Here is a 22,330-nt window from a genome sequence, read left to right on the forward strand (position 1 = left end):
GTATTCCGGCCTTCCTTAGAGGTCGAACGAGAATGAGAAGCTACCTCATTATTTTTCACGCGACACAAAATTCTGATGGGCTCAGGTGGCAGCGGTCACGGTCACCCAATAACGGGTTCGATAATCAATGTTCAAGTGCAATGACTGCGCGACCAATGCCAGGACCTGATCGTTGTCGGCGAGCTGGAAGGTGCCGGAAACGCGACGATCAGCGACCTCTTCGGCGCAGCGCAGCACCCCGGGGCGATAACGCGACAACTCCACGATGAAATCATTGAGGCGCATATTGCGCGCACTGATCACCCCGTCCCCCCAGCTCCATAGATCCAGGCCGTTGTCCCTGAACATTCGGGCGCCACTTGATGTGAATAGCAGCTGGTTTCCTGCCTGGACGCTGCGGCTCGCAGGAGTTTGACTGGAGCCGGGGAAAACCGTGACTGATCCTTCCTGAGCCGCGACCAGAGTGCCATCATCCAGCTCGCGTGCCAGGAAGCGCGAACTCTGAGCTCGCATGATCCCGTCACGTGACTGCACCCAGAACGGTCGCGCTCGAGGCGAGTGTTGATCCGCGCCGACATTCACGATGATTTCACCACGCCGCAGGATGATCAGGCGTCGCTGGGCGTCGAAATCGCTGTCGACGGCGCTATCGCTATTGAGCTGGATAAGGCTGCCATCATCGAGTTGGAAACGTCGTTGCTCGCCGGTACTGCTGCGCTGCTGCGCAAGCATCGCGGGTACGGGCGTATAGTCCCGGCCAAGCCAGGCTGCAGTGCTTACAGTAGCCAATAGGCCCAGTAGCTTCAGGCTTTCCCGTCGCCGCATTCCATGCCGGGTACCCTCAAGGGTTCGTCGGGCCAGTTGAGCTGGCACGCCCACAAATTCATCCCCAAGCGTTTCCACACGCTGCCACGCCAATACATGCTCCGGGCACTGCTGCAGCCAGTGCTCGAAAGTGCGCTGTGTTTGTTCATCGGCTTGATTGAAGCGAAGGCGCACCAGCCATTGGATCGCCTGCTCGACAATGGCCGGATTGAGCGCCTGCGGCTCACGCCTCGACATAACGCAAGCGATAGCAATGTTGCAGGGCCGTGGCCAGGTCGCGTTCCACCGTCGCACGGGAAACACCCAGCTTTTCGGCTATTTGCGCGCAGGTCAGACCGTCGAGTCGGGCAAATAGAAATGCCTGGCGAACTCTGGGTTTCAGCATACCGAGCATGCGGTCTATGCGCTCGAGCGCATCAAGAATCAACAGCCGGCTTTCTTCCGAGGGAACCTCGTGCTGAGGCAGCAACGTGACGCTTTCCAGGTAGGCACGTTCGAGTTCGCGACGACGATACTGATCGATCATCAGCCCGCGGGCGATACTGCTCAAGTAGGCGCGTGGTTCGCGCAAAGGGCTGGACTGACGGGATTTGAGCAGACGTACGAAGGTGTCCTGCGCCAAATCTGCTGCGTTATCGCGGCATCCAATGCGTCGGATAAGCCAGCCGTGTAACCACGAGTGGTGGGTTCGATAGAGCAGCCCTAGATCTGCGTTACCTAGCGTTTCATCGCTGCGCATCGGAATCCCGGCAAGTACATGATTGATAATTAATCGCATTCTACTCACGCGCTAGGCCTTAGGCAAATACGTGGCGATCGGTGTCCGCTTTTGGGCGAACGCTTCTCCACCCAACCCCGATACTGGCGGGTGCGAAATGCCAGGGCGAGCTGTTGCAAGATCAGCGCGCGCAACGGCGACACGCTCGGATCGGGCTTTTTAGCCCGACTCAGTTTGTGCAATTGAAACTTCACGACCGCCATGTTCGCCAAGGCCGCAAGGGTCTTGTTTTTCCAAGTGATTGGCGGCAATTGCGGGGCGTTGTCTTTGCCCTGTAGCCAGTCACGCGGCAGGTAAGGATCGATGGCCAACGCGGTTCCGATGCCCACCATGTCGACACCGCTCTGCACGACGCTCTCGGCAACCGGACGTCGACGTATGCCGCCAGTGATCATCACTGGCATTTTGGCGACGGTCTGGATCTCGCGGGCAAACTCGAGGAAATAAGCCTCGCGGGCCAAGGTGCGTCCATCACGCGCCTCACCCTGCATGGCGGGGGCTTCATAACTGCCGCCAGACAACTCCACCAGGTCCACGCCCAGGTCGTTGAGCAGCCCGACCACCCTTTTGGCGTCATCCGCCGTGGACCCTCCACGCTGGAAATCGGCGGAATTGAGTTTGACCGCTACTGCGAATTTCGCCGAAACCACAGCCCTGACCGCCTTGACGATGTCGAGTAACAGGCGCGCTCGGTTTTCGAGGGAGCCGCCCCACTCGTCCGTCCTTTGATTGGTCAGCGGCGAAAGGAACTGACTCAACAAATAACCATGGGCGGCGTGGATTTCCACGCCGGTGAATCCGGCTTGTTCGCCCAGGCGTGCGGTGTTGGCAAAGCGCTGGATGACCTCTTCGATCACGCCAGGGGTCATGGCGTGAGGCGTGGCGAAACGCTTGGACATATTGCCCAGCGCCAGCGGCACGGCCGACGGCGCCCAGGTTTTTTGCCCAAGGTTGGCCTGCATCTGCCGACCTGGGTGATTGATCTGCAACCAGAACTGCGCACCGCCGGATCGGCCAATACGCGCCCAGTGCTTGAACTTGTCCAGCGGCCGATCATCCTGCAACACCACACCACCCGGTCCGGTCATGGCGCGGCCGTCGACCATCACGTTGCCGGTGATGAGCAGGCCGGCACCGCCGTCGGCCCACGCCTGGTAAAGACGCATCAGTTCTTCGGAGGGCGCCTGGTCGGCGTCCGCCATGTTTTCTTCCATGGCGGCTTTGGCGATTCGGTTCTTGATCGTCGAACCGTTGGGAAGCATCAAGGTATCGAACACATTCATAGAGCGGTCCTCAGCTGGGAATGAGGCCACCTTAAGATTGAAGTCGACTTTAAGGTCAATCACTTTTTTTACTTACTTTTGACGCGTTCGATGACGTGCGCCTTGCCTTGCTTGCGGGGGTTGACCTTAAAGCGCGGTTCAAGGTGAGCATGCACTGAGCGGCATGACGCTGAACCCTCAAAGCCCCCTCCTGGAGAAAGACCGATTGAAACTCGCAAGCGCCGTTTTAACAGGATTGCTGTTCAACACTTTTGCCAACGCTGCGTTGGCGGGGCCGCCTGAAACGACCCGCCCGACCGCCACCACCACCATCGATATCGCGGGCCACCCGGTGCCTGTCGTCAAGGGTGGCCTGTACGACCGTTTTCGCTCCAACCCGCCGTTATCGGTCATTGCAGCAGAAATACCGGGCGTTGATTTGAGTTGGTTCAATAGCTTGAAGAAGCACAAGGTCGATATTGGCTTTGAGTCGTACTCGCCAAACTTTTACTACCAGAACAGTCGCGTCACGGCGGTCTATACGGCCGATCTGGACGCACTCCGGGCGCTGATGCCGCCGGAAATATTGGCAGCGGTGCAGCCCTTGCAGGTCTGGCCAGGCCGCGGCTTGATCGCGTTCACGGCGTACACCTATGAGCACTGCGATAACGACGCCTATAACGAAGTCGCCTTGTCGATCATCACCAGCAAACCAGGCAATGCCAACCTGGGTCCGTTCACGCTGATTGACCAGTCGATGTCTGGCGACTTCTGGGGCTACGTGCTCAAGCTGCCGGTCAATACAGAGCTTGCAAATGGAACAATCGAGCACTACGCTTCCCGCACCGCTCAACCAAGTGGCTATGCCTGTGCCGAGCTCGGCTGGGTCCAGCGTTACTCCAGAAATATACAAGCCGTTTGGAGACGGCCAGCGCGGTACAGGTTCGAATAAATCCCCGCAACTTTCGCAACGCCAAGCAAAGAATCATGGGGACGCTGTGTAATTCAACCCCAACAGCACTCCCAGCTCGGGGCAATGGGTGTGGGGAGCCGAAAACGAAAAAGCCCCGATCTATGTCGAGGCCCTGAATAGGTGCGCAGTCTTTCCCGCTGTCTGCCGTTGAGAAGCAGGAGGAAAGGAAGCCTTTCCTCCCTTGCTGCCATCCCTTACAGAATGTCGTAAGTGATCCAAGCGGTGCCGTTGGTACTCAACGGATTCAACCAGATTCCAAAGCCTGGCGGGATCTGGATAGGGTAAGAAAGTGTTGCATTCTTAGCTGGGCCGGAGTTCTGTAGCGATGGGTTCAGGGATTCACCGAGAGGTGTAGGTTTCACTTCCCCAGAGAAGATTTGTACTGCGAACAGTTCAGACGTGCGAATTACCACTCCGCAGTATTTTGCTCAGGCGTCACAACAGGCTGATAATTCGCCCGAACAGCGCCACTGAAGAACTTGCTGCCAATTACTACTGGTTCCATTTTTTCACCTTTTGGGTCGAATGATTTTGCGGAGGGTTCCGCATTCATGTCGCTCAAAGGCGATCGCTCGGGGCTCGTGGCCCTCACATGATTCAAAATCCCGCACCGGGAGCATTTGATCTGGAGCTGGGTGTACTCGCCCACGCGGGCCAGTAGTCTGTTGCACTTTCCACATCTGCAATCTTTATTTCATCCGATTGAAGGATCAGAAGCCAATGTTCTTCGGGGCGCTCGCACAGGCCCGTCCAGGTCTGGACGAGCAAGACGGCGATGGCTTCGTAATCATTACCGCGTCTTGCGATCAGGGCATGGTGGATATCCATGACCGTAGGCCGCTGGTGTTATCACCCGAACAAGCGCGGGAAAGGCTGGGCCCAGATCTTAGCCCAAGGCAAGCAGGGAAATTGCGCGAGACCGTTCACGGCAGGAAGCCGATTCGAATGGTATGCCGTGGGCAAAGAGGTGGGTAACCCCCACCGCCTTGCTTGCTTAGCGGTGTTACCCCCCTCCTTCCTGTAGCAAATATTTAGCAACCGTAGGAGGCCGGAAGCAATATCCGAGGGCTCTAGGGACGCTCTATCAAACAAGGTTTGGCTCGACTTAGGACGCCCGCAGACCAGCCCGGCAACCGAGTCACTCCCGCCTTCGGTCGTTGGAGCCATGCGGCGTTCTCATCGTTCACGTACGGGACCCGTCCCGCCTCCCGTGCAGCTCCAATCCAAATTCGCATCTGTTCCACGTCAAATGCCTTACCGAGGTGATCCTTTAACCAGCTGCGCTTTATGAGGTAGCGACCACATCCCTCACAGGACATCTCTTCCACATTGCCGTATACGCCTTTCTGTATGGCGTCCCCCCAGCAGATCCTACACGCGGTACGTTGAATCATTGCCCTCTGCCCTCTGCCCTCTGCCCTCTGCCCTCTGCCCTCTGCCCTCGCGATTGTTTCGCGCACGTAAAAATTCCGTGACGCCGATGCGCGGCGTCCGGCTACGATTGATTCGATAAATTAGGAGGTAAGAACATCGCCACACGCGGTGGATCCAGCTTGATATCCAGGGCAATTCAGAGAATTTGTGCTTACAGCTGTACAATTGTCCCCTCAGAACAGCCCCAGTGACCCAGGAGTTGGTATAGCGTTGAATTGGATCACCGATACAATGATGCAAAACATACGCCCATTTTCTACCGCTGTTACTTCTAAACACTAAAGCCGCCAAGGCGAAAGGCCTGTCGCTCTAGTCCTTCGACGTAGTCACTGCTTGGCGATGTCTGTCACGACCTCGGCTCTATCTTTCGATAGCGTGCGCGTAATAGCCGACCGCCTCCCCCATCAACCGTCGCCATTCGTCCTTGTCAATAATCCCCTGCAGCTTGAAATCATCTGCCATGGTAATCAGCTTCTCATACTGCTTCTCCGCATCCATTCGAATGTCGGGCTCCTCAAGCGCCTTGTGCCAAGCGGCTAAAGCTTGCCTCCTCCGGTCCTCGCTCATCGTTGCAGCCTCCTTGTGACGTAACGTGTTGACTTTGACGCTTGATGGTCTGTTCCAAATTTTCTCGTGATACGAGCTTGAATAAATCGGTCTAAGCCGCAGACGGACCATTGCTCCTACTCTCTCGTAGCTCTCCAGTCTGAGGATCACACACATGACCGTTCGGGTAGGCCCAGGGAACCTGAGCTTTGGCAGAAAAAATCGAAGTTGAAAACACATTCAAAGCCCTGTTATGAACATCGAAAATACAGCCTCGCTGATAAGTTTTTTACTGGATAAGATGTCCGCCGATTGCGGTTCGACGCGGACCAATTGCAAGGAGAGCGGGAAATCGTTTTGTTCGGAATTCGAGAGATGCTGCGGCTCGGGCTGCTCACAGCGGAGTGTGAATACGCGCTAATTTGCGACGCTAACGGACCGCTTTTAGCGTCTGCTTCCAACATCTGCCTCACAAAAAGGGGGGTAAATTTCCAAAGGCATTAGGCCAGTATTTACTTAAGGCACCGCTGGAATATGCTAGCGCGCTAATAATTCCGAGGTGCTGTAATGGACAGGTTATCGAAACATGAAATCGAGGCAGCACTGAGGGATCTTCTGCCTGGGTGCTCTGTCGAATGCACCTTAGGCTTCAACGGAACAGCCTCGCTTTTAGTCGAAGGTCACGACGGAGAATCTTTTGCCGTTGTGGGTCTGACCAGACACCAATTTCGAGGCGACGCCGGCTTAAAAAAACTGGCTCGATTCATCTTTGAAGACATCGAACTTGCTCGCCAAGGCTTAAATACTCAAAAAATGCAGGTGGTCTCGCCTTCGACCTTCCGAACCAAGGCAGCGCCAAAGCTTAACGAAGCTCTCCATTGAGCATGCTTCATGCCTGAGCAACCTATTGCCAAGTCCCATACCACTGCCAGCCATAGCACGGTGGTAGCTTACTGAACACCTCAGCAGGACCTGGCAAATGGAGTGATTCTCATGGGACCGGCTCACTCTCAACACATCCTGCGATCCAGCTGCGGAGCGGCTGCTTCATTTGCATGAACAATGGGTATCTACCGAGCAAGAGATGTGGGCTGAAGTAAATCCCTCATCAAAGCTACCAAATCGCTGACGGCCCAAGGTTTCTGCAAATATCGGGTTGGGCGAGGCACTGTTTCCGGTAGAAATGGATACCCTGATGTGAGTATCGAACCTATGGCAGGCCATTTCCCTCTTACCATCCGGATGAAATCCATACCATTGATTTGCCCAGGAACACCGTAGTCAACAATCACAAGGCAACATTGGACTTGAGATTGAAGAAGGTAAATCAGTGCGTCATCGGCTGATCCGAAAGCGACAGTTCTTGCTCCGACGTCTTCCAAGATTTCGACCATGATCAAACGCAGCGTTTCATCATCCTCGACGATCAAAACTTCGCCTTCAAAGCCGATCTCTATCCAATTTGTGATCATAGTCTGTCCCTGCCTGAACCGGCTTTCAGAAGCAGTCACTCCAAGCGAATATTCCCTTATATCGCGATTCCACTACGATCACGTAACGCTTAGCTAAGCGTAGCGCACTAAACTTTTGCTGCGTCGCTTCCTACGCTTCTCGTGCAGAAAGACGGTCGTACAGCCAGAACGAAGAAAGCAGAGCGGTGGGTACGGCTATTAATCATCGACAGGACACCTGCCACAGCTGATCCAGCTTGGTCGTGTAGCTCTGGCTCATCAGGTCCCGGCGCATGGCCCATTCAGGATTTGCAGGCACGCAGGCTGAACGCAGCGTCCCCCTGCCCCAGCGTCCGTTGATCTGGTCCAACACCGCCATCAACTTCGTGGCGTCGACAGGCTGCGAGGTGGCAAACAGGTCGTCGGTGTACTCCCCTTGCTGACAAAGATTCATCAACAGCACCTCGGCCTTGCTGTACTTGAAGCCTGGTCGGAAAACCCGGTCAAGTGCATCTACCGCCGCCTTGGTCAGCAGCCGCACATCGTCCGTGGGGTACGGCATGTCAATCAGAACACCGTTGGCGTACTTCGCCTCCTCCGGGTTGAACATACCCGTACGGATGCTGACGCGGATCTTCTTGCACAGCGATTCCTGCGCCCTGAGTTTTTCCGACGCGCGCATCATGTAAGTAGCCACCGCCTCCTTGATGGGCGCCAGCTCCGTGAGCCGCTTACCAAACATCCGGCTACAGCAAATCTCCTGCTTCGGCGGATCCGGCTCATCCAGCTCCAGACACGGCGCGCCGGCGAGTTCGCGCGCCGTCTTCTCAATCACCACGCTGAATTTCTTACGGAGTGTCCAAGGGTCGGCCCGGGCCAGATCCATGGCCGTCTTGATACCCATGGCGTCCAAGTGCAGTTTAATCTTGCGGCCGATGCCCCAGACCTCGGACACGTCGGTGTTGCGCAGCACCCAGTCGCGCTTGAACGGGTCGCATATATCGACAACGCCGCCCGTTTGCACTTGGAGCCGCTTGGCCGTGTGATTCGCCAGCTTTGCCAGAGTTTTCGTGTGAGCGATCCCTACCCCAACCGGAATGCCGGTGCAGCGCAGCACCTGGCTGCGGATCTTCCGGCCCAGGGCATCCCGGCCGTCAATGCCGGTCAGATCCGCGAAGGCTTCGTCGATGCTGTAGACCTCGACAGCAGGCACCATTGATTCAATAAGGGTCATAACGCGCTCGCTCATATCGCCATAGAGCGCGTAGTTCGACGAGAACGGAACGATGCCGTGTTTCTGCAGCGTGTGCTTGATCTGGAAATATGGCTCGCCCATTTTCACGTAGGGCTTGGCGTCGTAGCTGCGAGCAATCACACAGCCGTCGTTGTTGCTCAGCACCACGATGGGCACGCGGGCCAAGTCCGGGCGGAACACTCTTTCGCAACTGGCGTAGAAGCTGTTGCAATCGATCAGGGCGAAAACGGGCTGAGCTTTAGACATGGCTGCGCACGCTGCAGGTGATGACGCCCCAGATGACCAACTCGTCGCCCTCGAGCACGTACCTCGGTGGGTACTTTGGGTTCTCCGACAGGAGAATCACCTCCTTCCCACGGATGCAGAGGCGTTTGCATACGGGTTCGTTGTTCAGCAGCGCCACGACGATGTGACCATGCGTTGGCTCCATCGCACGGTCGACGACGGCCAGGTCCCCTTCAAAGATCCCAGCGCCCTGCATGCTCTCACCGGCGATGGATACCAGGTAAACATGCGGGGCCCGGATGTTCAGAACCTCATCCAATGAGATGTGCGCTTCGATGTGGTCCGCCGCCGGAGACGGAAACCCGGCGGGCACACGAAACGAACACAAAGGCAGCTTCAAGCCACCCTCGGCAATAGGGCCTAGGATTGTAAAGTTCATGACGCACGACTTCCAAAAAACCTGTACGGACATACAGTTAACTTTGTACAAGTTTTCCGGTCAATTTGTATAGAAAAATTCTGACAGACGGGGCGGCCTTTGCATGGGAGATTCGGAATACGAGGGATGGTGGTGTCGGAGAGCTACCTCAGCGGCCATTGTTTGGCTATGCGACGCGGCGCCTGTCAGCCGGTACAACATGGCTCGGATGACCCGCGTGTAGATCCTGCAAAGCATATAGGCGAGCAGTCACATCACGCCGGTGTAAGGAGAGGTTGAGCGCGCTCTTTGGAGAAAAGGGATACGTCTGGATCCGATCAATACCAGGATCGAGACCGTTACGACGGGGTAGTCTCTCCAAACAGCTTTTGCCGGCGGGGCGTGGGCTGGTACCCAGCAAGCTATGCCGGTGGGAAAGGAAGTAAATAACATCACTTACTAGGGAGCTTACCTGTTTAGTCGGACCACCCTGTCTGGAGACAGAGTAGTCCGCACCTAATTAAAATGCGCTTTTAATAAATGCCGTGATTTTTGCAAAGGTTTGCTTAATAGCATCAAACGCGTGCGCGATCCAATTCGGCAAATTTTCTACGGCATTAGCTATGAAATTAAGGATTTCATTAAGAACGGCTGAAATCCCCGGCTCAACAACACTTGTCATAAAGTTTATTATCGCACTTTGCACAGACGGATTTGAGTTTTGGCCGACATTTTGTGCTGTATCAAAAACTTTATCAATCGCAATGTCCGCATTCTCTCTGGCGTGCTCCCTGCATTGTTCCATCTTATTTCTAAAAAGCGAGTAGGCATCGTTATCTCTTGCACTATTCATGTAACGATTTGTAATGTCCGTAATCTCCTCTTGAGCTTGCTCAGCGAGCACGGTAGCGCCTGAATGGGCCACAGCTTTTATTTTCTGAAGATCATCATCAAGAGCATCGCTGTTGGATACCGGAAGCGACCCCAACTGCTCCTGTAAAGCCTGTATCTCCGCCATAGGCACAAGGGCGCCGGTAGACGGATTTGCTATGTTTTTATTCGCCTGTACGCGCTGTTCATTCAGGACAGCCAGAAAATCATTTGAAGCGACATTTGCAGAAGTCATGTCCATTTTTCCCTTGTGCGATTTAAGTTTCCAAGCTTTTTCCTTTCCGCGCCTTCACTGTAGCAGAACAAAAATGACTGGTTTAGAACAGCCCGCCCAAAGCCGCTGGCTCCCGATTCGTAATCACCAGTTCACCGCTGACTTCGGCCTTCCCTTGCCGCTGGTTCGTGTTGCTGTACCGAACGTCTAACGTCTCGAAGTGAAAGCCTTCAAACACGCGACGGATGTCCGGGTGGTCGTTGATGCTGACCATGACCTTGCGCTTGCTGCGGCGCATGAAGTCTGCCATCCGCTCGTAGTTCTCGAACGGAAAGTCGACGCCATAACCAGCGGTTTGCCAGTACGGCGGATCCATATAGTGGAACATGTGAACGCGGTCGTAGCGCTCAGCACAATCAAGCCAGGGGAGGTCCGACGTAGGTGCATCGTCGGGAAGACCGCGAGGCTGGTCGAAAACTTCAATGTCCGCTCCATCCACGCTTCTTAGGCGTTTGTGGCCAGGTGGCTGATATTACGTCCATCTGCCGGCGGACACGCACTCGGACGCTCGAACTGTTGTTTGCCGGGTCGCTACGTAGCGGTAAGCGGGCGGCTGCAATCATGAGCCTGATCCAGTCGGCGCGTATGAATGGGCATGATCCGTATGCCTATCTCAAAGATGTGCTGACGCGCCTGCCGACGCAAAAGGCGAGCGAGATTGAGCTACTGCTGCCGCATCAGTGGGTATCTGGCTAAGTCATGCGAGGTAAGCGGAATACTCGTCCAGCGAATCTTATGAGAGAAGAAAGCATGCATAACTATCAACTCCGGCTTAGTGGCATAGATGATGTGGCAGATTTATGCCGTATCTCGGCTCAAGCTCGTCTGCGTTACAAGGGCATTCCAAATCTCGCCCATATTGCTGAAACACCTGCACTGCCCCCAGCGAGATTTGAAGCCTGTCGTGTCGTAGTGGCGCTCGATAGCGAAAGCCAGAAAATAATGGGATTTGCGGCAATGCGACCACTGGACGGGCTTTTGTATTTAGACAATATTTCCGTCGAGCCAGATGCTTCAGGGAGTGGGATTGGAGCAAAGCTTCTCATGGCAGTTATAGAGGATGCAGAAAGCCGTGGGGTTCAAGCAGTGACCTTAACAACTTTTCATGAGCCTCCTTGGAATGGCCCTTGGTTCCGCAAACACGGCTTCCGTACGATGCCCAGTGAACACATAGCTGAGGGCTTGAAACAGGTCATGGATCGTCAATGGCTGACCTTGGCCGCCACAACTCGTGAAACATTGTGGCGTGTCCTATGATTGCTGGATCAACGAGAAAATTGGGCATTACCACCTAACCTATGGTGTCTTTGCCATTCGCTTACTTACTATGGGCTCAGGGGACTGGAGAACTGCGGCGAGATCGTAAGCGACCCGCCGACACAGCGCGCGCGGCGCCCTTTACAGGTAGGATCAGATAGCGATGTAGCCGAAGACTTACGATTGAGCTGGTTCCGATTGTGTTGCAGGTAGTTCGACGCTGAAAACTGTACCCTGCTTAAGCGTTGACTGAACGCTAATGGTCCCCCCATGACCTTTGACAATTTCCGCGGCAATGAACAGTCCGAGCCCCAAGCCTGCCGAGGGGCCCTCTTCACTTAACGCATAGCTCGAATATCGACCTTCGGGGTTAAATATGAGTGGCAAAGCATGGGGCGGAATGGGCTCGCCCTGATTGTGAACGCTAAAATACGAGCGGTTTTGATCGCCTGAAAGCTTGACCGATATCGACTGCGTCGGATCACCGTGTTTAATCGCATTTCCAATCAGATTGGAGAAGACTTGCGCCATGCGCCCTGCATCGTACAGCCCCAAAACCGGTTCACCCGCTCCAAATCTGATTTCCGCTCGAGGAAAACCAGTACGAAGCTCCTCAACCACTGACAGGCATACGGAAGTCAAGTCGGTGACTTGCAGATTAATCGGGATACCATCCCCCAGGTTACACCGGGCAAAATCCAGCAAATCATTTATCATCCCCGTAGCGCGGATAACGCTTGCGCAGATTTGAGTGGCTAACGCCCTCTCCCGATCCTCGATATTTTTGGCGTGACGGAGTAGATCCCCGGCCATAAGCACGGCGCCAAGGGGCGAACGAAGGTCGTGACCTAAAACCCCCAAGACTGTCTTTCGGGTAGTTTCAACGGCCTGCCCATATGTAGCAATAGATTCCACTAGCGCCTGGTCTATAGACTCGTTGAACCGAATCATGTCGCAGATGTAGTGGTCTGCATCCACTGCTTCCGCCAACCACAATCTGAGCACGCTTGACCTTAAAGCCCGATATTCCGACACCATTTGATCCAGAGTAAAACCCGCCAATAAGCGGGTCATAGCATGTGATTGGGCCGGCGTTTCGTCATTGGCGGGGTGGGCCAAACCGTGAGACTTGTCTATCTGTTGTTGGTCTGTCTGGTATTGGCGCATGTCTTTCGCGACAGTGCGCAGTATAAGTTCGCCGTGGTTTCTTAGGCCGGTCGCGTCCATTACCGGCATGGGTGTTTCGACGGTTCGAGCAAAATCCTCCCACGCCTGAAGGATTGACTCCATGTCGTTGAGAATGAAATCGTGCAGTCTCATGTGAGCCTCTATTACCTCGTCTCTGGTGAATGGCTTCAGGGTGGTACTGCTAGTGGTTAAGCCTAGCCGAGCTAGGCTAAGAAAGCCTGAGCACGTGCATTTCGTCAGGGGACTGAAACATATCAACGCGCTGCATACCCAACCTTGTACACGATACAAGGAGATTAACCATGCCGCGCGTACTCCTCGTCGAAGATGATGAAGTCATTCGTCCTTTGATCACTGAGGCTATTTCCCTACTTCAGCTCGACGTCATCCCGTGCGCCAACGCGGATGACGCGTTGAAAATCTTGGAAGCCACGTCTGTTGGCTTGGTGGTTACCGATGTACGTATGCCCGGCAGTATGGACGGATTAGCATTGACGCAGATTATTTGTTCACGCTGGAGGGAGCTACCCTTGATCGTTATATCTGGCGACGCAATTCTACCCCCGGGGCTATCCTTATCAAATGCGGCGTTCCTGTCCAAACCATTCTCACTTGATACCCTTCACGACACGATCAAACAGCTCCTACCTCTTCCCTAGGTCTGCGAAGGGCCGCCCCGGTGAAGCGCTCGCGCCGTGGCAACTTATGGGTGACCGGAGTCCGCCTCACCCATAACGGTAAAACCTTCCAGAAGGGTCCAATGTACTTAGCCTGGGAACCCCGAGCAAATCACCCAACCCTATCCCGTGGTGCTGGTGCACGGTGGCACGCTGTAGGGCACCGAGTGACTGGATACACCCAATGGTCGTTCGGGGTGGGCGCAGTGGTTCGTCGAAGCAGGTTTCGTAGTCTTTCGCGTCGACAGACTAGGCCACGGGCGATCACCCTATCACCCCGACATCATGGGACCAATGGGGCCAGCGTTTTCCTATGAGCGCGCCCGTAAAGATTACTTTCCAGAGGGAGGAGGAGAACGCAATGGCCGTTTGAGCTGGACGACGAAGCTGACAAGGCTTTCGGAGGCTTGAACATTCTGGTTAACAACGGGATCTGCGCGTTGCTGATTTTTTTTGAACTTTTAGCCTTTTACCGTTGGTCTCGTCCCTGTTCGGAAAAAGAAATCTTTGTTTGCTATGAACCTCCTAAGTTATGCATGCGCTAACGCCCGCAGTGGCGACTACGCTTTAGCCTTACCGAGGAGAAATTTATGTTCTTACATAACAAGCGCCTTCAGTACACCGTTCGTGTTGCCCAGCCGAACCCTGGTTTGGCAAATCTTCTACTTGAACAATTCGGTGGCGCCAACGGCGAACTTGCAGCGGCGGCACGTTACTTCACGCAGGCATTGGCGGAAGAAGATCCAGGTCGCAAAGATCTCTTGATGGACATTGCCACCGAAGAGCTAAGCCATCTGGAAATTGTCGGCTCCATCATTGTAATGCTCAACCGGGGCGCGAAAGGCCAGCTGGCAGAAGGCGTGCAAGAAGAAGGCGAGCTGTATCGTGCCATAAACGGTAATGGCAACGATTCCCATATCACAAGCCTTCTTTATGGTGCGGGTGCTCCGTTGGTGAACTCCGCCGGCGTCCCTTGGACAGCCGCATACGTCGACTCGATCACTGAGCCAACCGCTGACTTTCGCTCTAACATCGCAGCAGAAGCACGCGCAAAAATTCTTTATGAGCGCTTGATCAACATAACCGATGACCCTGGAGTTAAGGAGGCGCTCGGTTTTCTGATGACGCGGGAAATCGCCCATCAGAAATCGTTTGAAAAAGCACTCCACTCGATCCAACCGAATTTCCCACAAGGCAAACTTCCTGGGATGCCCGAGTTCACAAATAAGTATTTCAATATGTCGGGCGAGCCAAACGTGCGCGGCCCTTGGAACGAAGGAGGTGCATGGGAATATGTGGAGAGCCCTGAGCCGGCTGTTGACGGCGGTGATGGCCTAGCGACCGTCAACCTTCCTTCAGAAGACCAAGAGGTATTGGAGGCAATGAAACTCCGTACGGCATCAGATCCCCTTAGCGAACCTGTTACAGGTGCTGATTTGGGGTCGGGTTACGTTCAGGGCAAAGATGCATAAACGCGTCACTGCGGCCCTGGTTATCAGGGTCACCCTACTTTCAGGGGTAAGTACATGGAAAACGAAGAACTATCTGCACCAACATCTCGTACCGTCCAACGCATTATGGCGGCTGCATGTGCAGGCTTTGAACATGACTGTAGACAGGCACGTAAAGGACTGAGAGTCAGTATGGCGGTCAACGTTTTCGGGATGGGAACGTTAATTCCTAACAACCTGGCTGATGACGTCGAAGATGCAAATACAACGCAGCCGGGAGAAAATCACGCCTCATTTTCGCTCGAAGCGACTGGATTTCTGGGACGTGCGGCTGCGGCATAAACAGCCCGGTCCGCTTTTATGCAAATATTCTTGGTAGGAGGGATGAAGTGAGAACTCCAAATAACCTAAGTACTCCCTCATTATTGGGCTTACCCCGACCTCTGTTCTTGGTAGGTTTCGCAATATTTTTAGCCGGCACGATGATCATGCTAAGCGGCTTAGTGGAGCATATCCGGTAGTCGCACCTAAGCGCCTGGCATCAATTATGCCAGGCGCCTGTGGCACGCTCTGGGTCATCAGTCCTTCCTGTGGACATCGTGCAGAGTTCAAAATATCGCGTGTATCTGGGCTCCATTGCTGTGTGAATTGCTGCTTCGCTAAGCATCTTCAAAGAGAGCAAGGAGCACATTGCTCCCGATACGGTCATGACACTGGTCAACAGCCTTAAGCAGTCGAAGACGTTGGTGATGGTATTGGCACCAATACCATCCGCCAGCAATCCGTTTGACGCATATGGCCGGTGAAAATACTCATGGAACGCTAGTCAAGCCAACACGTGTTAGCGGGAATATCGAGACCATAACGAGCCCGCAGGACTCCTTTACTCAACACGCAGTCACTGGGTCAGCCAAGACTCAACGGTGTCTGAACCATGTTCAGCCTTCCACTCTTTCAAGCCTTTGTGATTGCCACCTTTCGTTTCAATGATCTCGCCTGTGTGCGGGTTTTTATAGACCTTCACCTGACGAGCTTTCCGCGTGCCACCTTTTGGAGTCGCCGCTGGAGCGCGACGACCCAACTGCGGATCAAGCAGATTGATCACATCCTTCAGACTGTAGCTGTATTTTGCGAGCAAATCGCGGAGCTTCGTTTCAAATTCAATCTCTTTCTCAAGCCCAGCATCGCCTTTAAGGGTTTCGAGTGCTTGGAGCTGTTCAGCGAGGTGTTTCTCCAGCTGGCGGAACTCTGCGAGTTTGGACATGGTAGGTCTCGTTTTGAAAGTTACTTAAGAGTATATTGCAGATCTAGGGCTCGCGCCTGGCTTGTTTAAGTGTCGGAATGAAAAACTATGGCTCGGCAAGCGTTATGGCTGAGCCATAATTCACAATAATTCGTTTACGGTGCCGCTGAACGCTGCCAAAAGAACACACCAGCGCTTCCCTATTCGAGTTCCAGTGTCATCGCTCCACTGATGCGCCCAGTCATGCCCATTCATCATGCGCACAATAGCTGCAACCAATCACCTAGTGGCGAACGACTCGATAGCCATCCCAGCCAAGATATCGTTTGAGGATCACAGGCCACGAAACTTCTCTCCGTCCTCGGCGCCTGGAATCGGGTCAACTTTGAGACGTACCAGAACCCACCAAGGCAAACGATAAATAACCTCACTCAACGAGCTCTATTTACAGCGTGTCCGAGCGGCCAGCCAACCAGCTATTCAACCGGCTCTCGTAGCGGCTTCTCCACTGCAAAGATAGCGCTGTGTCTGTGCACAATGGGAACGCATCCTTGAGTGTGAAGGTGGATGAAATTGGCGCGCATACGCTCGACGTCAAATTTTTTGCCAACACTTTCCTTTAGCAAGCGGCGGCTGATTTTGTAATGACCGCAGGCCAGGCAGATAACGTCATCCCAATCGCCGTATAGGCCTTTTCGATATGCATCGCCCCAACAGATCCAGCAGCTACACTTCATTTCTCTACCCCCTTTGTCTAAATAGATTTTAGGAAAACGGGTTAGGTTCCTTCGAAGACGTATGCACACCAACCCTTTGTCGCCCAGACCGACCGATGGGCCACGTAGTTGACGGCGCACGCCCTCCGGAGCAACAAGCAAAAGGATTTCGAAACGTACTTCGTCGGATAGGGTGGACGGAAATAGAGGGCGATAACGCCCCAGCCCCGCGAAGGGCAAACTTGCGTGTACGGAGTACGAAATGTTCAGCGAACCTTTCGATTTGCCAGTCGGGGCGATACGCCCTGCCGAGAAAATACTCAAAGATATCGAGACTGCCGGATCGATGATCCTAGCGGTGAAAAACGGCGCAAGAGCTCATGGGTTTGTGATTGGCCTAACGTGTGCGGGGGCCATCACAGAGGAACAAGCCGATGTGATTCTGAGTCGGTTTGACCACGCGACAGAGAGCAGACTCAGAGAGTTGGCGCTCTACGCTAAATAAAGTTTTTTCCGACGACTAAGAACCGTCGCGGTCACTCGAGCTTGAACCTCGTTGTCTACCCTACTCTTACGCTGGGAGGCCGACACGTACGAGTACATCCCTGCGGGGGGCGGCTCGCCAGACTTAACCACCATATCGTAATCTATTGTTTGGAGTGGAACGCGCTCATCGGGGGTGATGATGTTCGAAGGTTTTCAGCTAGAGATGATTGATTTGCCTGAGGCGACATACGCGTTCGCCATGGCGGCTCGGCCCCCCCGTTATTGTTACTTCATGGGCACCCCCGCACGCACACGACTTGGCATAGAGTTGCACCGCTGCTCGCAAGTTCTTTTACGGTGGGCTGCCCTGATTTGAGAGGGTTCGGCAAGTCCAGTCAGCCAGCGAATCCTAATGACTACGACGCTTATTCAAAGCGAGCGAAAGGGCGAGACTGCGTCGCCCTGATGGATAGCCTTGGGTTCTATAAATTTTACTTAGCGGGCCATGACCGAGGTAGCTACGCTGCTTTCCGCTCAGCGCTAGACCATCCGTCACGTGTGCTAAAACTGGCAATCCTAGATGGCGTGCCTATCTTGGAAGCGCTTGAGCGATGTGACGCGCGGTTCGCATCCAAATGGTGGCACTGGTTTTTCTATGCTCAACCCGACAAGCCAGAGAGGGCAATTCTTGCGGATCCAAAGGGTTGGTATAGGGGTTGCGCAGAAGCTATGGGGCGGGAAAATTATGAGGACTTCCAGGCAGCGATTCACGATCATGAGACTGTTATTGGAATGCTCGGCGATTATCGCGCGGGGATCGAATTGGACTACCTGCATGATCGGGAAGACCGCGAGGCTGGTCGAAAACTTCAATGCCCGCTCCATGTTATTTGGTCGTTAAGGGATGACCTAGAGGACCTGTACGGCGATGTGCTTGCAGTTTGGGAGCCATGGGCAGAACAGAAAGTCACCGGTGAAGGAATCGACTGCGGTCACCACATTGCTGAAGAAGCTCCGGTCGAGTTGGCTCGTGCACTGAAGGCGTTCTTCACCGAGCGATGACCATCGCGACGCCGTTGATGACCGCTTCGGTCGGGAAACAGCTCCGCTTGAATGTCGCATTTGGTCGATTGCTGTCTCTAGACCCTGAAAATACTCGCTCGCCCCACCGACTTTTGGTTTCTGCCCCTTCCGCTGCTACGCTTTCGGCTCCTTGATTGGAGTCGAAACAATGCCCACCGAATATTCGCTTTCTGATGTTCTTGAGCGGCTGCATCAAAATTAGCTCGCCCTGGAGGCCGCAGTAATGGAGCTGACCTTGAAGGTAGAAGACCAAGGTGCAACGGATATCGGCGCGAACGTCCGAGGTGCACTCCAGACCATCGGAGAGAATACCGGACACATCAAGCAGGGCTTGGTAAGCTGAGAACCCAGGGTCACTGATTTAACGGCCCATGCGATGGCGAGCTTGGCGGTTATCCTGCACAGCATAAAGGCTGGACTCGCCGAAGTGTCAGAACTCCCGCGCGCTGCGCGGCGACATCGTGAAGATACGGGCGCTCTCGCCGCTCGTTATGAAAAGCGGCGCACCTTGATAATCCTGCCCGAAGCCACCTTATGCTTGGGCTTGGCCACTCTAATAACCGTATGCTGACCATCGGCCGTTGTTTCAACGAGCACGCCATCACGGACCTCCATCACACTGAGCCCGGCCGCCAGCATATTGATATAAGCGGCATGAATTGCGCCCTTCGCCATGGTTGGGATTTTTTCTTCCAGCCGGCTCACCAGTTCATCTTTCAACGGTTGGTTGGCGATCATAACGAGCTCCGTGTCCAAGGCCAGCGCGGAGCCAGCCATAGTATTAATTCTGCGCTCTGGGACAAACACCGTTCGTTCATGGGGATGCACACGAGACCTGTTAAACGTCGATGCTTCGCCAGGCCCGTACCAAAACTACCGCCAATGCCCCTTAAAAGCCCGCCGACATCAGCGTTGATCTTGAGACTGAGGAATGGCAATTCCTACCTCATAGAGCGAATTCGAGGGTCACTGTTTGGCCCTTTTGACTCAGCTTTTTCCCGCGATGATAACGACCCCGATCCGCTCTGCCAGATTGAGCACCGTGTCGAACACAGTCGAGTCGCCGGTCAAGCTGCGTGACGCCCCCTGCGGATGGAGTACGCCGTCAGGAATCCGGTCACCGAAGAGCACCACCGCCCGTGCCGAATCATCTTGTCGCGACACCCAAGACAGCCCTTGGGCATCTGGACACTGACGGTGGATTGCCTCGGCCCATTTGCGCGTCGCAGGATATTGATCTTTCTCAGTGTCGATCAATTGTTTGCGCGTGATGCCCAGTTTCCGCAGTGGCACGCTGGACAGATCAACCAGGTGCAGCGGTTGGCTAACCTGGACGGTAGAATGCACCTGTCCAGTCAGCTTGCCTTTGTCGAAGCTCTTAAACCCAGCCGTATGGGGAACGTCGTGGAAGACGGTCTCCATCAAGGCGCAATCGGCTGTCGTGCCTCCATACAAGGTGGGAATCGCCCGCCCCTGATCATCCTGAATCGGGCTGAAGCGTGCGTTGCCGTGCAGACCAGGATTGAATTGATCTGGCTGATACTTATCCTGGTGCACACGGTGAAGCACATCGCCTTTGGCGATCACGGTGAAAGTGACGTGCAACGTAGCCGCATGCACTGGGGTAACGGACGCCGCCAAATCCGTCGGAGGCGTCGCCCTACCCTCACTGGACTCGGTACGCTGCTTAGCCATGGACAACGCCCTGGATCTCATCCAGTGCGGCAGCAATCACCCGATCAGGTGCCGATGCCAGCAGGTCCTGGGGCCTTTTGCCACCCAGAAAACTGTTATCTGAGCGGAACCAGTAAGCCATACCCCAGCCGTCCTTGTGGCCAGCGAAAGCCTCAATGATTTTGGCCAGTGCCTTGAACGGCCGATAGCCCGCGTCCGGGTCCAAGCCGTAACCCGGGAAATAGTCGACCCCACCGTGATGGATGGCAAAGATCTGCCCCTGCTTTTTCCATTTATTGGGCTGGGCACTCGTATTTCGAGTACTCAACTGGGCTACCTGGGCGATGTCCGCGGCAGTCAGCCAGTCACCACTTTCCAATACCGCTTTGCGGGCTTGGACCAGCATTGCCGCTTCCTTGAGCAGGCGAGGCGACGGCGGCTTACGCGTCACAAAGACCTCGGCCAGTCGCTCCAGCGACTTCGGATCCTGACGCTCCTGCAGCACCTCATACATTGAGGAAGCCACATTGGCGAAGTTTTCCGCCAATACCTCAAATACGCTGAGGTTGACCTGATCGAAGGACACGACCAGCACTCGGTCCGCATGCGAGCGGCTCAAGCTGGCCCGAGCCTCCTTAGGCGTACCGATCAAAGTGGAGACGCCCGACTGCTCTGTAACGCTCATGGAAATCTCCTCACCAGTTATCTGCGCTATCTAATCCTAGCATAGTCTTGATAACCCTAGCTCTAGCCTAAGCTCCATTCATCTGGATACATAGGTAGGTATGAGGGGAGCACGCCATGCCGTCAATCAGCACGGTGACTCTGGGACGAAAAGCCTAAGGATACGATCTTGGTCTTCAGTTATGCGAGCGAGCTCAAGACCAGTAATGGTGGACCGAGAGTTGGCATAACCCAATTCAGCACTGCTTGAATTCCCGGCGGTCCCGCTCCCCTAAGGGCCGAAAATTTGTACCACATCGATCTAAGAAGGTGTTCTCTCCGCCAACAGTTTGGCATTGCGCTCAAGCCGTCGCTGGTCGCGGGGATCGATACCCTTCGCGACCAGCGCCCTGGCGATATCACGCAGAGCGCGCGCATCGCGTAGACCTATTTCAGGATAAGTACCGAGCGAGATACGAGGCTGCTTGCCCGCCCAGGAAAAGCGGAAGTGCCAGCTCTTGGTGCCTTTCGTATTCACGAAAAGAGCAAGGCCGTCAAAGTCAGGAAGGGTGTAGTTTTTGGCGCGAGGTTTGGCGTGCCGGATCGCCGTATTGGTAAGGACCATCGTACTAACTCCCTCATATGAAATGAAGGTGTGTTGTACAGTTTTCAGAGTACCAAGCTGCTCAAAAAACTGATTTACCAAGCGTCGAATTGATGTACTAAAAAATGTACTAAAAAATCGTGGATGTTAATGTAACAGAGTAGACTTTACTGGAACTAAAAAAGAGGCCAAAGCCTCTTTTTTTGACTTCTAAATACTTCAATGGAAGTCTATAGAAAAATAATTGGAGCGGGAAACGAGACTCGAACTCGCGACCCCGACCTTGGCAAGGTCGTGCTCTACCAACTGAGCTATTCCCGCGTCTTGGTGTGGCGCATTCTATAGATTCATAACCCGCCGTCAACCCTTTGATTCAAAAAAGTTTTATTTCGGATCAACGTCAGTCCGCAGGTGCGGCCATGCGGCGCGCAGGTATTGGACCATCGACCACAATGTCAGGCCTGCGGACACCAGCAGCAATGCGTAACCCAGCAGCACCCAGAAGCTGAAGTCCGAGGGGTTCGCCAACAGGATAACCAAGGCCAGCATTTGGGCGGCGGTTTTCCATTTGCCCAGGTTCGATACCGCGACCTGGGCACGGGCGCCCAGCTCGGCCATCCATTCGCGGAGGGCCGATACGACGATTTCGCGTCCGATGATCACCGCCGCCGGCAAGGTCAGCCAGAGGTTGCCGTGTTCCTGCACCAGCAGCACCAGCGCCACCGCGACCATCAGCTTGTCGGCCACCGGGTCGAGGAACGCGCCGAACGGCGTGCTCTGCTCCAGGCGGCGGGCCAGGTAGCCATCGAGCCAGTCTGTTGCGGCGGCGAAGGCGAAGACCGAGGCGGAAGCCACGTAGCTCCAGTGGTACGGCAAATAGAACAGCAATATGAAGATCGGGATGAGCAGGACGCGTAGAACGGTAATCAGGTTTGGGATATTCATCGGCACAACTG

At 54.5% G+C, this 22,330-nt stretch carries 22 protein-coding genes, 1 tRNA gene and 5 pseudogenes; 10 read left to right on the plus strand and 18 right to left on the minus strand.

Annotation, left to right across the window (positions count from 1 at the left end):
• Positions 1 to 81: 81 nt before the first annotated feature.
• The 3 genes from PSH78_RS15600 to PSH78_RS15610 are packed head-to-tail and all read right to left on the minus strand — an operon-like array spanning position 82 to position 2,886.
• Complete coding sequence (locus PSH78_RS15600; protein WP_305495251.1) at positions 82 to 1,062, minus strand: FecR domain-containing protein; 981 nt, start codon at positions 1,060 to 1,062, stop codon at positions 82 to 84.
• On the minus strand, positions 1,049 to 1,564 hold the full coding sequence (locus PSH78_RS15605) for a sigma-70 family RNA polymerase sigma factor (protein WP_305501286.1): 516 nt from the start codon (positions 1,562 to 1,564) through the stop codon (positions 1,049 to 1,051). The genes PSH78_RS15600 and PSH78_RS15605 overlap by 14 nt, the downstream gene beginning before the upstream one ends.
• Positions 1,565 to 1,608: 44 nt before the next feature.
• Positions 1,609 to 2,886, minus strand: a complete 1,278-nt coding sequence (locus PSH78_RS15610) for an NADH:flavin oxidoreductase/NADH oxidase family protein (RefSeq protein ID WP_305495253.1) — start codon at positions 2,884 to 2,886, stop codon at positions 1,609 to 1,611.
• 205 nt (positions 2,887 to 3,091) lie between these two features.
• On the opposite strand from PSH78_RS15610, the pseudogene PSH78_RS15615 reads away from it, so the two are divergent.
• A pseudogene (locus PSH78_RS15615) lies at positions 3,092 to 3,679 on the plus strand (acetoacetate decarboxylase (ADC)); the annotation flags it as partial.
• A gap of 685 nt (positions 3,680 to 4,364) precedes the next feature.
• Here the strand turns inward: PSH78_RS15615 and PSH78_RS26685 are convergent.
• A pseudogene (locus PSH78_RS26685) lies at positions 4,365 to 4,496 on the minus strand (Com family DNA-binding transcriptional regulator); the annotation flags it as partial.
• A gap of 62 nt (positions 4,497 to 4,558) precedes the next feature.
• Here PSH78_RS26685 and PSH78_RS15625 point away from each other — a divergent pair.
• Complete coding sequence (locus PSH78_RS15625; protein WP_370870935.1) at positions 4,559 to 4,813, plus strand: SOS response-associated peptidase family protein; 255 nt, start codon at positions 4,559 to 4,561, stop codon at positions 4,811 to 4,813.
• Between the two features lie 819 nt (positions 4,814 to 5,632).
• Here the strand turns inward: PSH78_RS15625 and PSH78_RS15630 are convergent.
• Positions 5,633 to 5,839: a hypothetical protein gene (locus PSH78_RS15630; RefSeq protein ID WP_305495256.1), complete on the minus strand. Its 207-nt coding sequence runs from the start codon at positions 5,837 to 5,839 to the stop codon at positions 5,633 to 5,635.
• Positions 5,840 to 6,385: 546 nt separating this feature from the next.
• Between PSH78_RS15630 and PSH78_RS15635 the strand changes: the two genes are divergently transcribed.
• Positions 6,386 to 6,700, plus strand: a complete 315-nt coding sequence (locus PSH78_RS15635; RefSeq protein WP_305495257.1) for a hypothetical protein — start codon at positions 6,386 to 6,388, stop codon at positions 6,698 to 6,700.
• A gap of 188 nt (positions 6,701 to 6,888) precedes the next feature.
• Here PSH78_RS15635 and PSH78_RS15640 read toward each other — a convergent pair whose 3' ends face one another.
• The 5 genes and pseudogenes from PSH78_RS15640 to PSH78_RS15660 all read right to left on the minus strand — a co-directional run.
• The gene (locus tag PSH78_RS15640; protein WP_305495258.1) at positions 6,889 to 7,290 is read right to left on the minus strand and encodes a response regulator; all 402 of its coding nucleotides are present in this window, start codon (positions 7,288 to 7,290) and stop codon (positions 6,889 to 6,891) included.
• Between the two features lie 202 nt (positions 7,291 to 7,492).
• Entirely contained in the window at positions 7,493 to 8,770 is a 1,278-nt protein-coding gene (gene umuC / locus PSH78_RS15645) for a translesion error-prone DNA polymerase V subunit UmuC (RefSeq protein WP_305495259.1), read from the minus strand.
• A complete protein-coding gene (locus PSH78_RS15650; RefSeq protein ID WP_305495260.1) occupies positions 8,763 to 9,188 on the minus strand; it encodes a LexA family transcriptional regulator in 426 nt (141 codons plus the stop codon). The genes umuC and PSH78_RS15650 overlap by 8 nt, the downstream gene beginning before the upstream one ends.
• A gap of 499 nt (positions 9,189 to 9,687) precedes the next feature.
• Positions 9,688 to 10,293, minus strand: coding sequence for a hypothetical protein (locus PSH78_RS15655; RefSeq protein ID WP_305495261.1), 606 nt, complete (start codon positions 10,291 to 10,293; stop codon positions 9,688 to 9,690).
• A gap of 82 nt (positions 10,294 to 10,375) precedes the next feature.
• A pseudogene (locus tag PSH78_RS15660) lies at positions 10,376 to 10,705 on the minus strand (DNA adenine methylase); the annotation flags it as partial.
• 123 nt (positions 10,706 to 10,828) lie between these two features.
• On the opposite strand from PSH78_RS15660, the pseudogene PSH78_RS15665 reads away from it, so the two are divergent.
• Positions 10,829 to 11,028, plus strand: a pseudogene (locus tag PSH78_RS15665) (transposase domain-containing protein); the annotation flags it as partial.
• Between the two features lie 54 nt (positions 11,029 to 11,082).
• On the plus strand, positions 11,083 to 11,589 hold the full coding sequence (locus PSH78_RS15670) for a GNAT family N-acetyltransferase (RefSeq protein WP_305495262.1): 507 nt from the start codon (positions 11,083 to 11,085) through the stop codon (positions 11,587 to 11,589).
• A 177-nt stretch (positions 11,590 to 11,766) separates the two neighbouring features.
• Here PSH78_RS15670 and PSH78_RS15675 read toward each other — a convergent pair whose 3' ends face one another.
• On the minus strand, positions 11,767 to 12,909 hold the full coding sequence (locus PSH78_RS15675; RefSeq protein ID WP_305495263.1) for a sensor histidine kinase KdpD: 1,143 nt from the start codon (positions 12,907 to 12,909) through the stop codon (positions 11,767 to 11,769).
• A gap of 170 nt (positions 12,910 to 13,079) precedes the next feature.
• Between PSH78_RS15675 and PSH78_RS15680 the strand changes: the two genes are divergently transcribed.
• The 3 genes from PSH78_RS15680 to PSH78_RS15690 all read left to right on the plus strand — a co-directional run bounded on the left by PSH78_RS15680 (position 13,080) and on the right by PSH78_RS15690 (position 15,247).
• Positions 13,080 to 13,436 (plus strand): response regulator, encoded by a 357-nt coding sequence (locus PSH78_RS15680; RefSeq protein ID WP_305495265.1) that lies wholly within the window; start codon positions 13,080 to 13,082, stop codon positions 13,434 to 13,436.
• A 608-nt stretch (positions 13,437 to 14,044) separates the two neighbouring features.
• On the plus strand, positions 14,045 to 14,926 hold the full coding sequence (locus tag PSH78_RS15685) for a manganese catalase family protein (protein WP_305495266.1): 882 nt from the start codon (positions 14,045 to 14,047) through the stop codon (positions 14,924 to 14,926).
• Between the two features lie 54 nt (positions 14,927 to 14,980).
• Positions 14,981 to 15,247, plus strand: coding sequence for a hypothetical protein (locus PSH78_RS15690; RefSeq protein WP_305495268.1), 267 nt, complete (start codon positions 14,981 to 14,983; stop codon positions 15,245 to 15,247).
• Positions 15,248 to 15,803: 556 nt separating this feature from the next.
• Here the strand turns inward: PSH78_RS15690 and PSH78_RS15695 are convergent.
• The gene (locus PSH78_RS15695) at positions 15,804 to 16,169 is read right to left on the minus strand and encodes a histone-like nucleoid-structuring protein, MvaT/MvaU family (RefSeq protein ID WP_305495269.1); all 366 of its coding nucleotides are present in this window, start codon (positions 16,167 to 16,169) and stop codon (positions 15,804 to 15,806) included.
• A 957-nt stretch (positions 16,170 to 17,126) separates the two neighbouring features.
• Here PSH78_RS15695 and PSH78_RS15700 point away from each other — a divergent pair.
• Both PSH78_RS15700 and PSH78_RS15705 read left to right on the plus strand, forming a co-directional pair.
• Positions 17,127 to 17,369, plus strand: coding sequence for a hypothetical protein (locus tag PSH78_RS15700; protein WP_305495271.1), 243 nt, complete (start codon positions 17,127 to 17,129; stop codon positions 17,367 to 17,369).
• Positions 17,370 to 17,632: 263 nt separating this feature from the next.
• Entirely contained in the window at positions 17,633 to 18,412 is a 780-nt protein-coding gene (locus PSH78_RS15705; protein ID WP_305495273.1) for an alpha/beta fold hydrolase, read from the plus strand.
• Between the two features lie 510 nt (positions 18,413 to 18,922).
• Here PSH78_RS15705 and PSH78_RS15710 read toward each other — a convergent pair.
• The 6 genes and pseudogenes from PSH78_RS15710 to pgsA form a co-directional block, all read right to left on the minus strand.
• Entirely contained in the window at positions 18,923 to 19,171 is a 249-nt protein-coding gene (locus PSH78_RS15710; protein WP_305495275.1) for a hypothetical protein, read from the minus strand.
• A 249-nt stretch (positions 19,172 to 19,420) separates the two neighbouring features.
• Positions 19,421 to 20,128, minus strand: coding sequence for an RES family NAD+ phosphorylase (locus PSH78_RS15715; RefSeq protein ID WP_305495276.1), 708 nt, complete (start codon positions 20,126 to 20,128; stop codon positions 19,421 to 19,423).
• Positions 20,121 to 20,792, minus strand: coding sequence for a hypothetical protein (locus PSH78_RS15720; protein ID WP_305495278.1), 672 nt, complete (start codon positions 20,790 to 20,792; stop codon positions 20,121 to 20,123). The genes PSH78_RS15715 and PSH78_RS15720 overlap by 8 nt, the downstream gene beginning before the upstream one ends.
• A gap of 315 nt (positions 20,793 to 21,107) precedes the next feature.
• Positions 21,108 to 21,395 (minus strand): annotated as a pseudogene (locus PSH78_RS15725) (Arm DNA-binding domain-containing protein); the annotation flags it as partial.
• Between the two features lie 224 nt (positions 21,396 to 21,619).
• A tRNA-Gly gene (locus tag PSH78_RS15730) sits at positions 21,620 to 21,695 on the minus strand.
• Between the two features lie 63 nt (positions 21,696 to 21,758).
• Positions 21,759 to 22,319, minus strand: coding sequence for a CDP-diacylglycerol--glycerol-3-phosphate 3-phosphatidyltransferase (gene pgsA / locus PSH78_RS15735; protein ID WP_030141409.1), 561 nt, complete (start codon positions 22,317 to 22,319; stop codon positions 21,759 to 21,761).
• Positions 22,320 to 22,330 lie beyond the last annotated feature (11 nt).

Source organism: Pseudomonas sp. FP198, from assembly GCF_030687895.1.
Taxonomy (GTDB): domain Bacteria; phylum Pseudomonadota; class Gammaproteobacteria; order Pseudomonadales; family Pseudomonadaceae; genus Aquipseudomonas.

Coding starts and splice junctions, on each gene's coding strand:
- PSH78_RS15600 (WP_305495251.1), bottom strand. CDS start 1,062: ATGTCGAGGCGTGAGCCGCAGGCGCTCAATCCGGCCATTGTCGAGCAG.
- PSH78_RS15605 (WP_305501286.1), bottom strand. CDS start 1,564: ATGCGCAGCGATGAAACGCTAGGTAACGCAGATCTAGGGCTGCTCTAT.
- PSH78_RS15610 (WP_305495253.1), bottom strand. CDS start 2,886: ATGAATGTGTTCGATACCTTGATGCTTCCCAACGGTTCGACGATCAAG.
- PSH78_RS15625 (WP_370870935.1), top strand. CDS start 4,559: ATGTTCTTCGGGGCGCTCGCACAGGCCCGTCCAGGTCTGGACGAGCAA.
- PSH78_RS15630 (WP_305495256.1), bottom strand. CDS start 5,839: ATGAGCGAGGACCGGAGGAGGCAAGCTTTAGCCGCTTGGCACAAGGCG.
- PSH78_RS15635 (WP_305495257.1), top strand. CDS start 6,386: ATGGACAGGTTATCGAAACATGAAATCGAGGCAGCACTGAGGGATCTT.
- PSH78_RS15640 (WP_305495258.1), bottom strand. CDS start 7,290: ATGATCACAAATTGGATAGAGATCGGCTTTGAAGGCGAAGTTTTGATC.
- umuC (WP_305495259.1), bottom strand. CDS start 8,770: ATGTCTAAAGCTCAGCCCGTTTTCGCCCTGATCGATTGCAACAGCTTC.
- PSH78_RS15650 (WP_305495260.1), bottom strand. CDS start 9,188: ATGAACTTTACAATCCTAGGCCCTATTGCCGAGGGTGGCTTGAAGCTG.
- PSH78_RS15655 (WP_305495261.1), bottom strand. CDS start 10,293: ATGACTTCTGCAAATGTCGCTTCAAATGATTTTCTGGCTGTCCTGAAT.
- PSH78_RS15670 (WP_305495262.1), top strand. CDS start 11,083: ATGCATAACTATCAACTCCGGCTTAGTGGCATAGATGATGTGGCAGAT.
- PSH78_RS15675 (WP_305495263.1), bottom strand. CDS start 12,909: ATGAGACTGCACGATTTCATTCTCAACGACATGGAGTCAATCCTTCAG.
- PSH78_RS15680 (WP_305495265.1), top strand. CDS start 13,080: ATGCCGCGCGTACTCCTCGTCGAAGATGATGAAGTCATTCGTCCTTTG.
- PSH78_RS15685 (WP_305495266.1), top strand. CDS start 14,045: ATGTTCTTACATAACAAGCGCCTTCAGTACACCGTTCGTGTTGCCCAG.
- PSH78_RS15690 (WP_305495268.1), top strand. CDS start 14,981: ATGGAAAACGAAGAACTATCTGCACCAACATCTCGTACCGTCCAACGC.
- PSH78_RS15695 (WP_305495269.1), bottom strand. CDS start 16,169: ATGTCCAAACTCGCAGAGTTCCGCCAGCTGGAGAAACACCTCGCTGAA.
- PSH78_RS15700 (WP_305495271.1), top strand. CDS start 17,127: ATGTTCAGCGAACCTTTCGATTTGCCAGTCGGGGCGATACGCCCTGCC.
- PSH78_RS15710 (WP_305495275.1), bottom strand. CDS start 19,171: ATGATCGCCAACCAACCGTTGAAAGATGAACTGGTGAGCCGGCTGGAA.
- PSH78_RS15715 (WP_305495276.1), bottom strand. CDS start 20,128: ATGGCTAAGCAGCGTACCGAGTCCAGTGAGGGTAGGGCGACGCCTCCG.
- PSH78_RS15720 (WP_305495278.1), bottom strand. CDS start 20,792: ATGAGCGTTACAGAGCAGTCGGGCGTCTCCACTTTGATCGGTACGCCT.
- pgsA (WP_030141409.1), bottom strand. CDS start 22,319: ATGAATATCCCAAACCTGATTACCGTTCTACGCGTCCTGCTCATCCCG.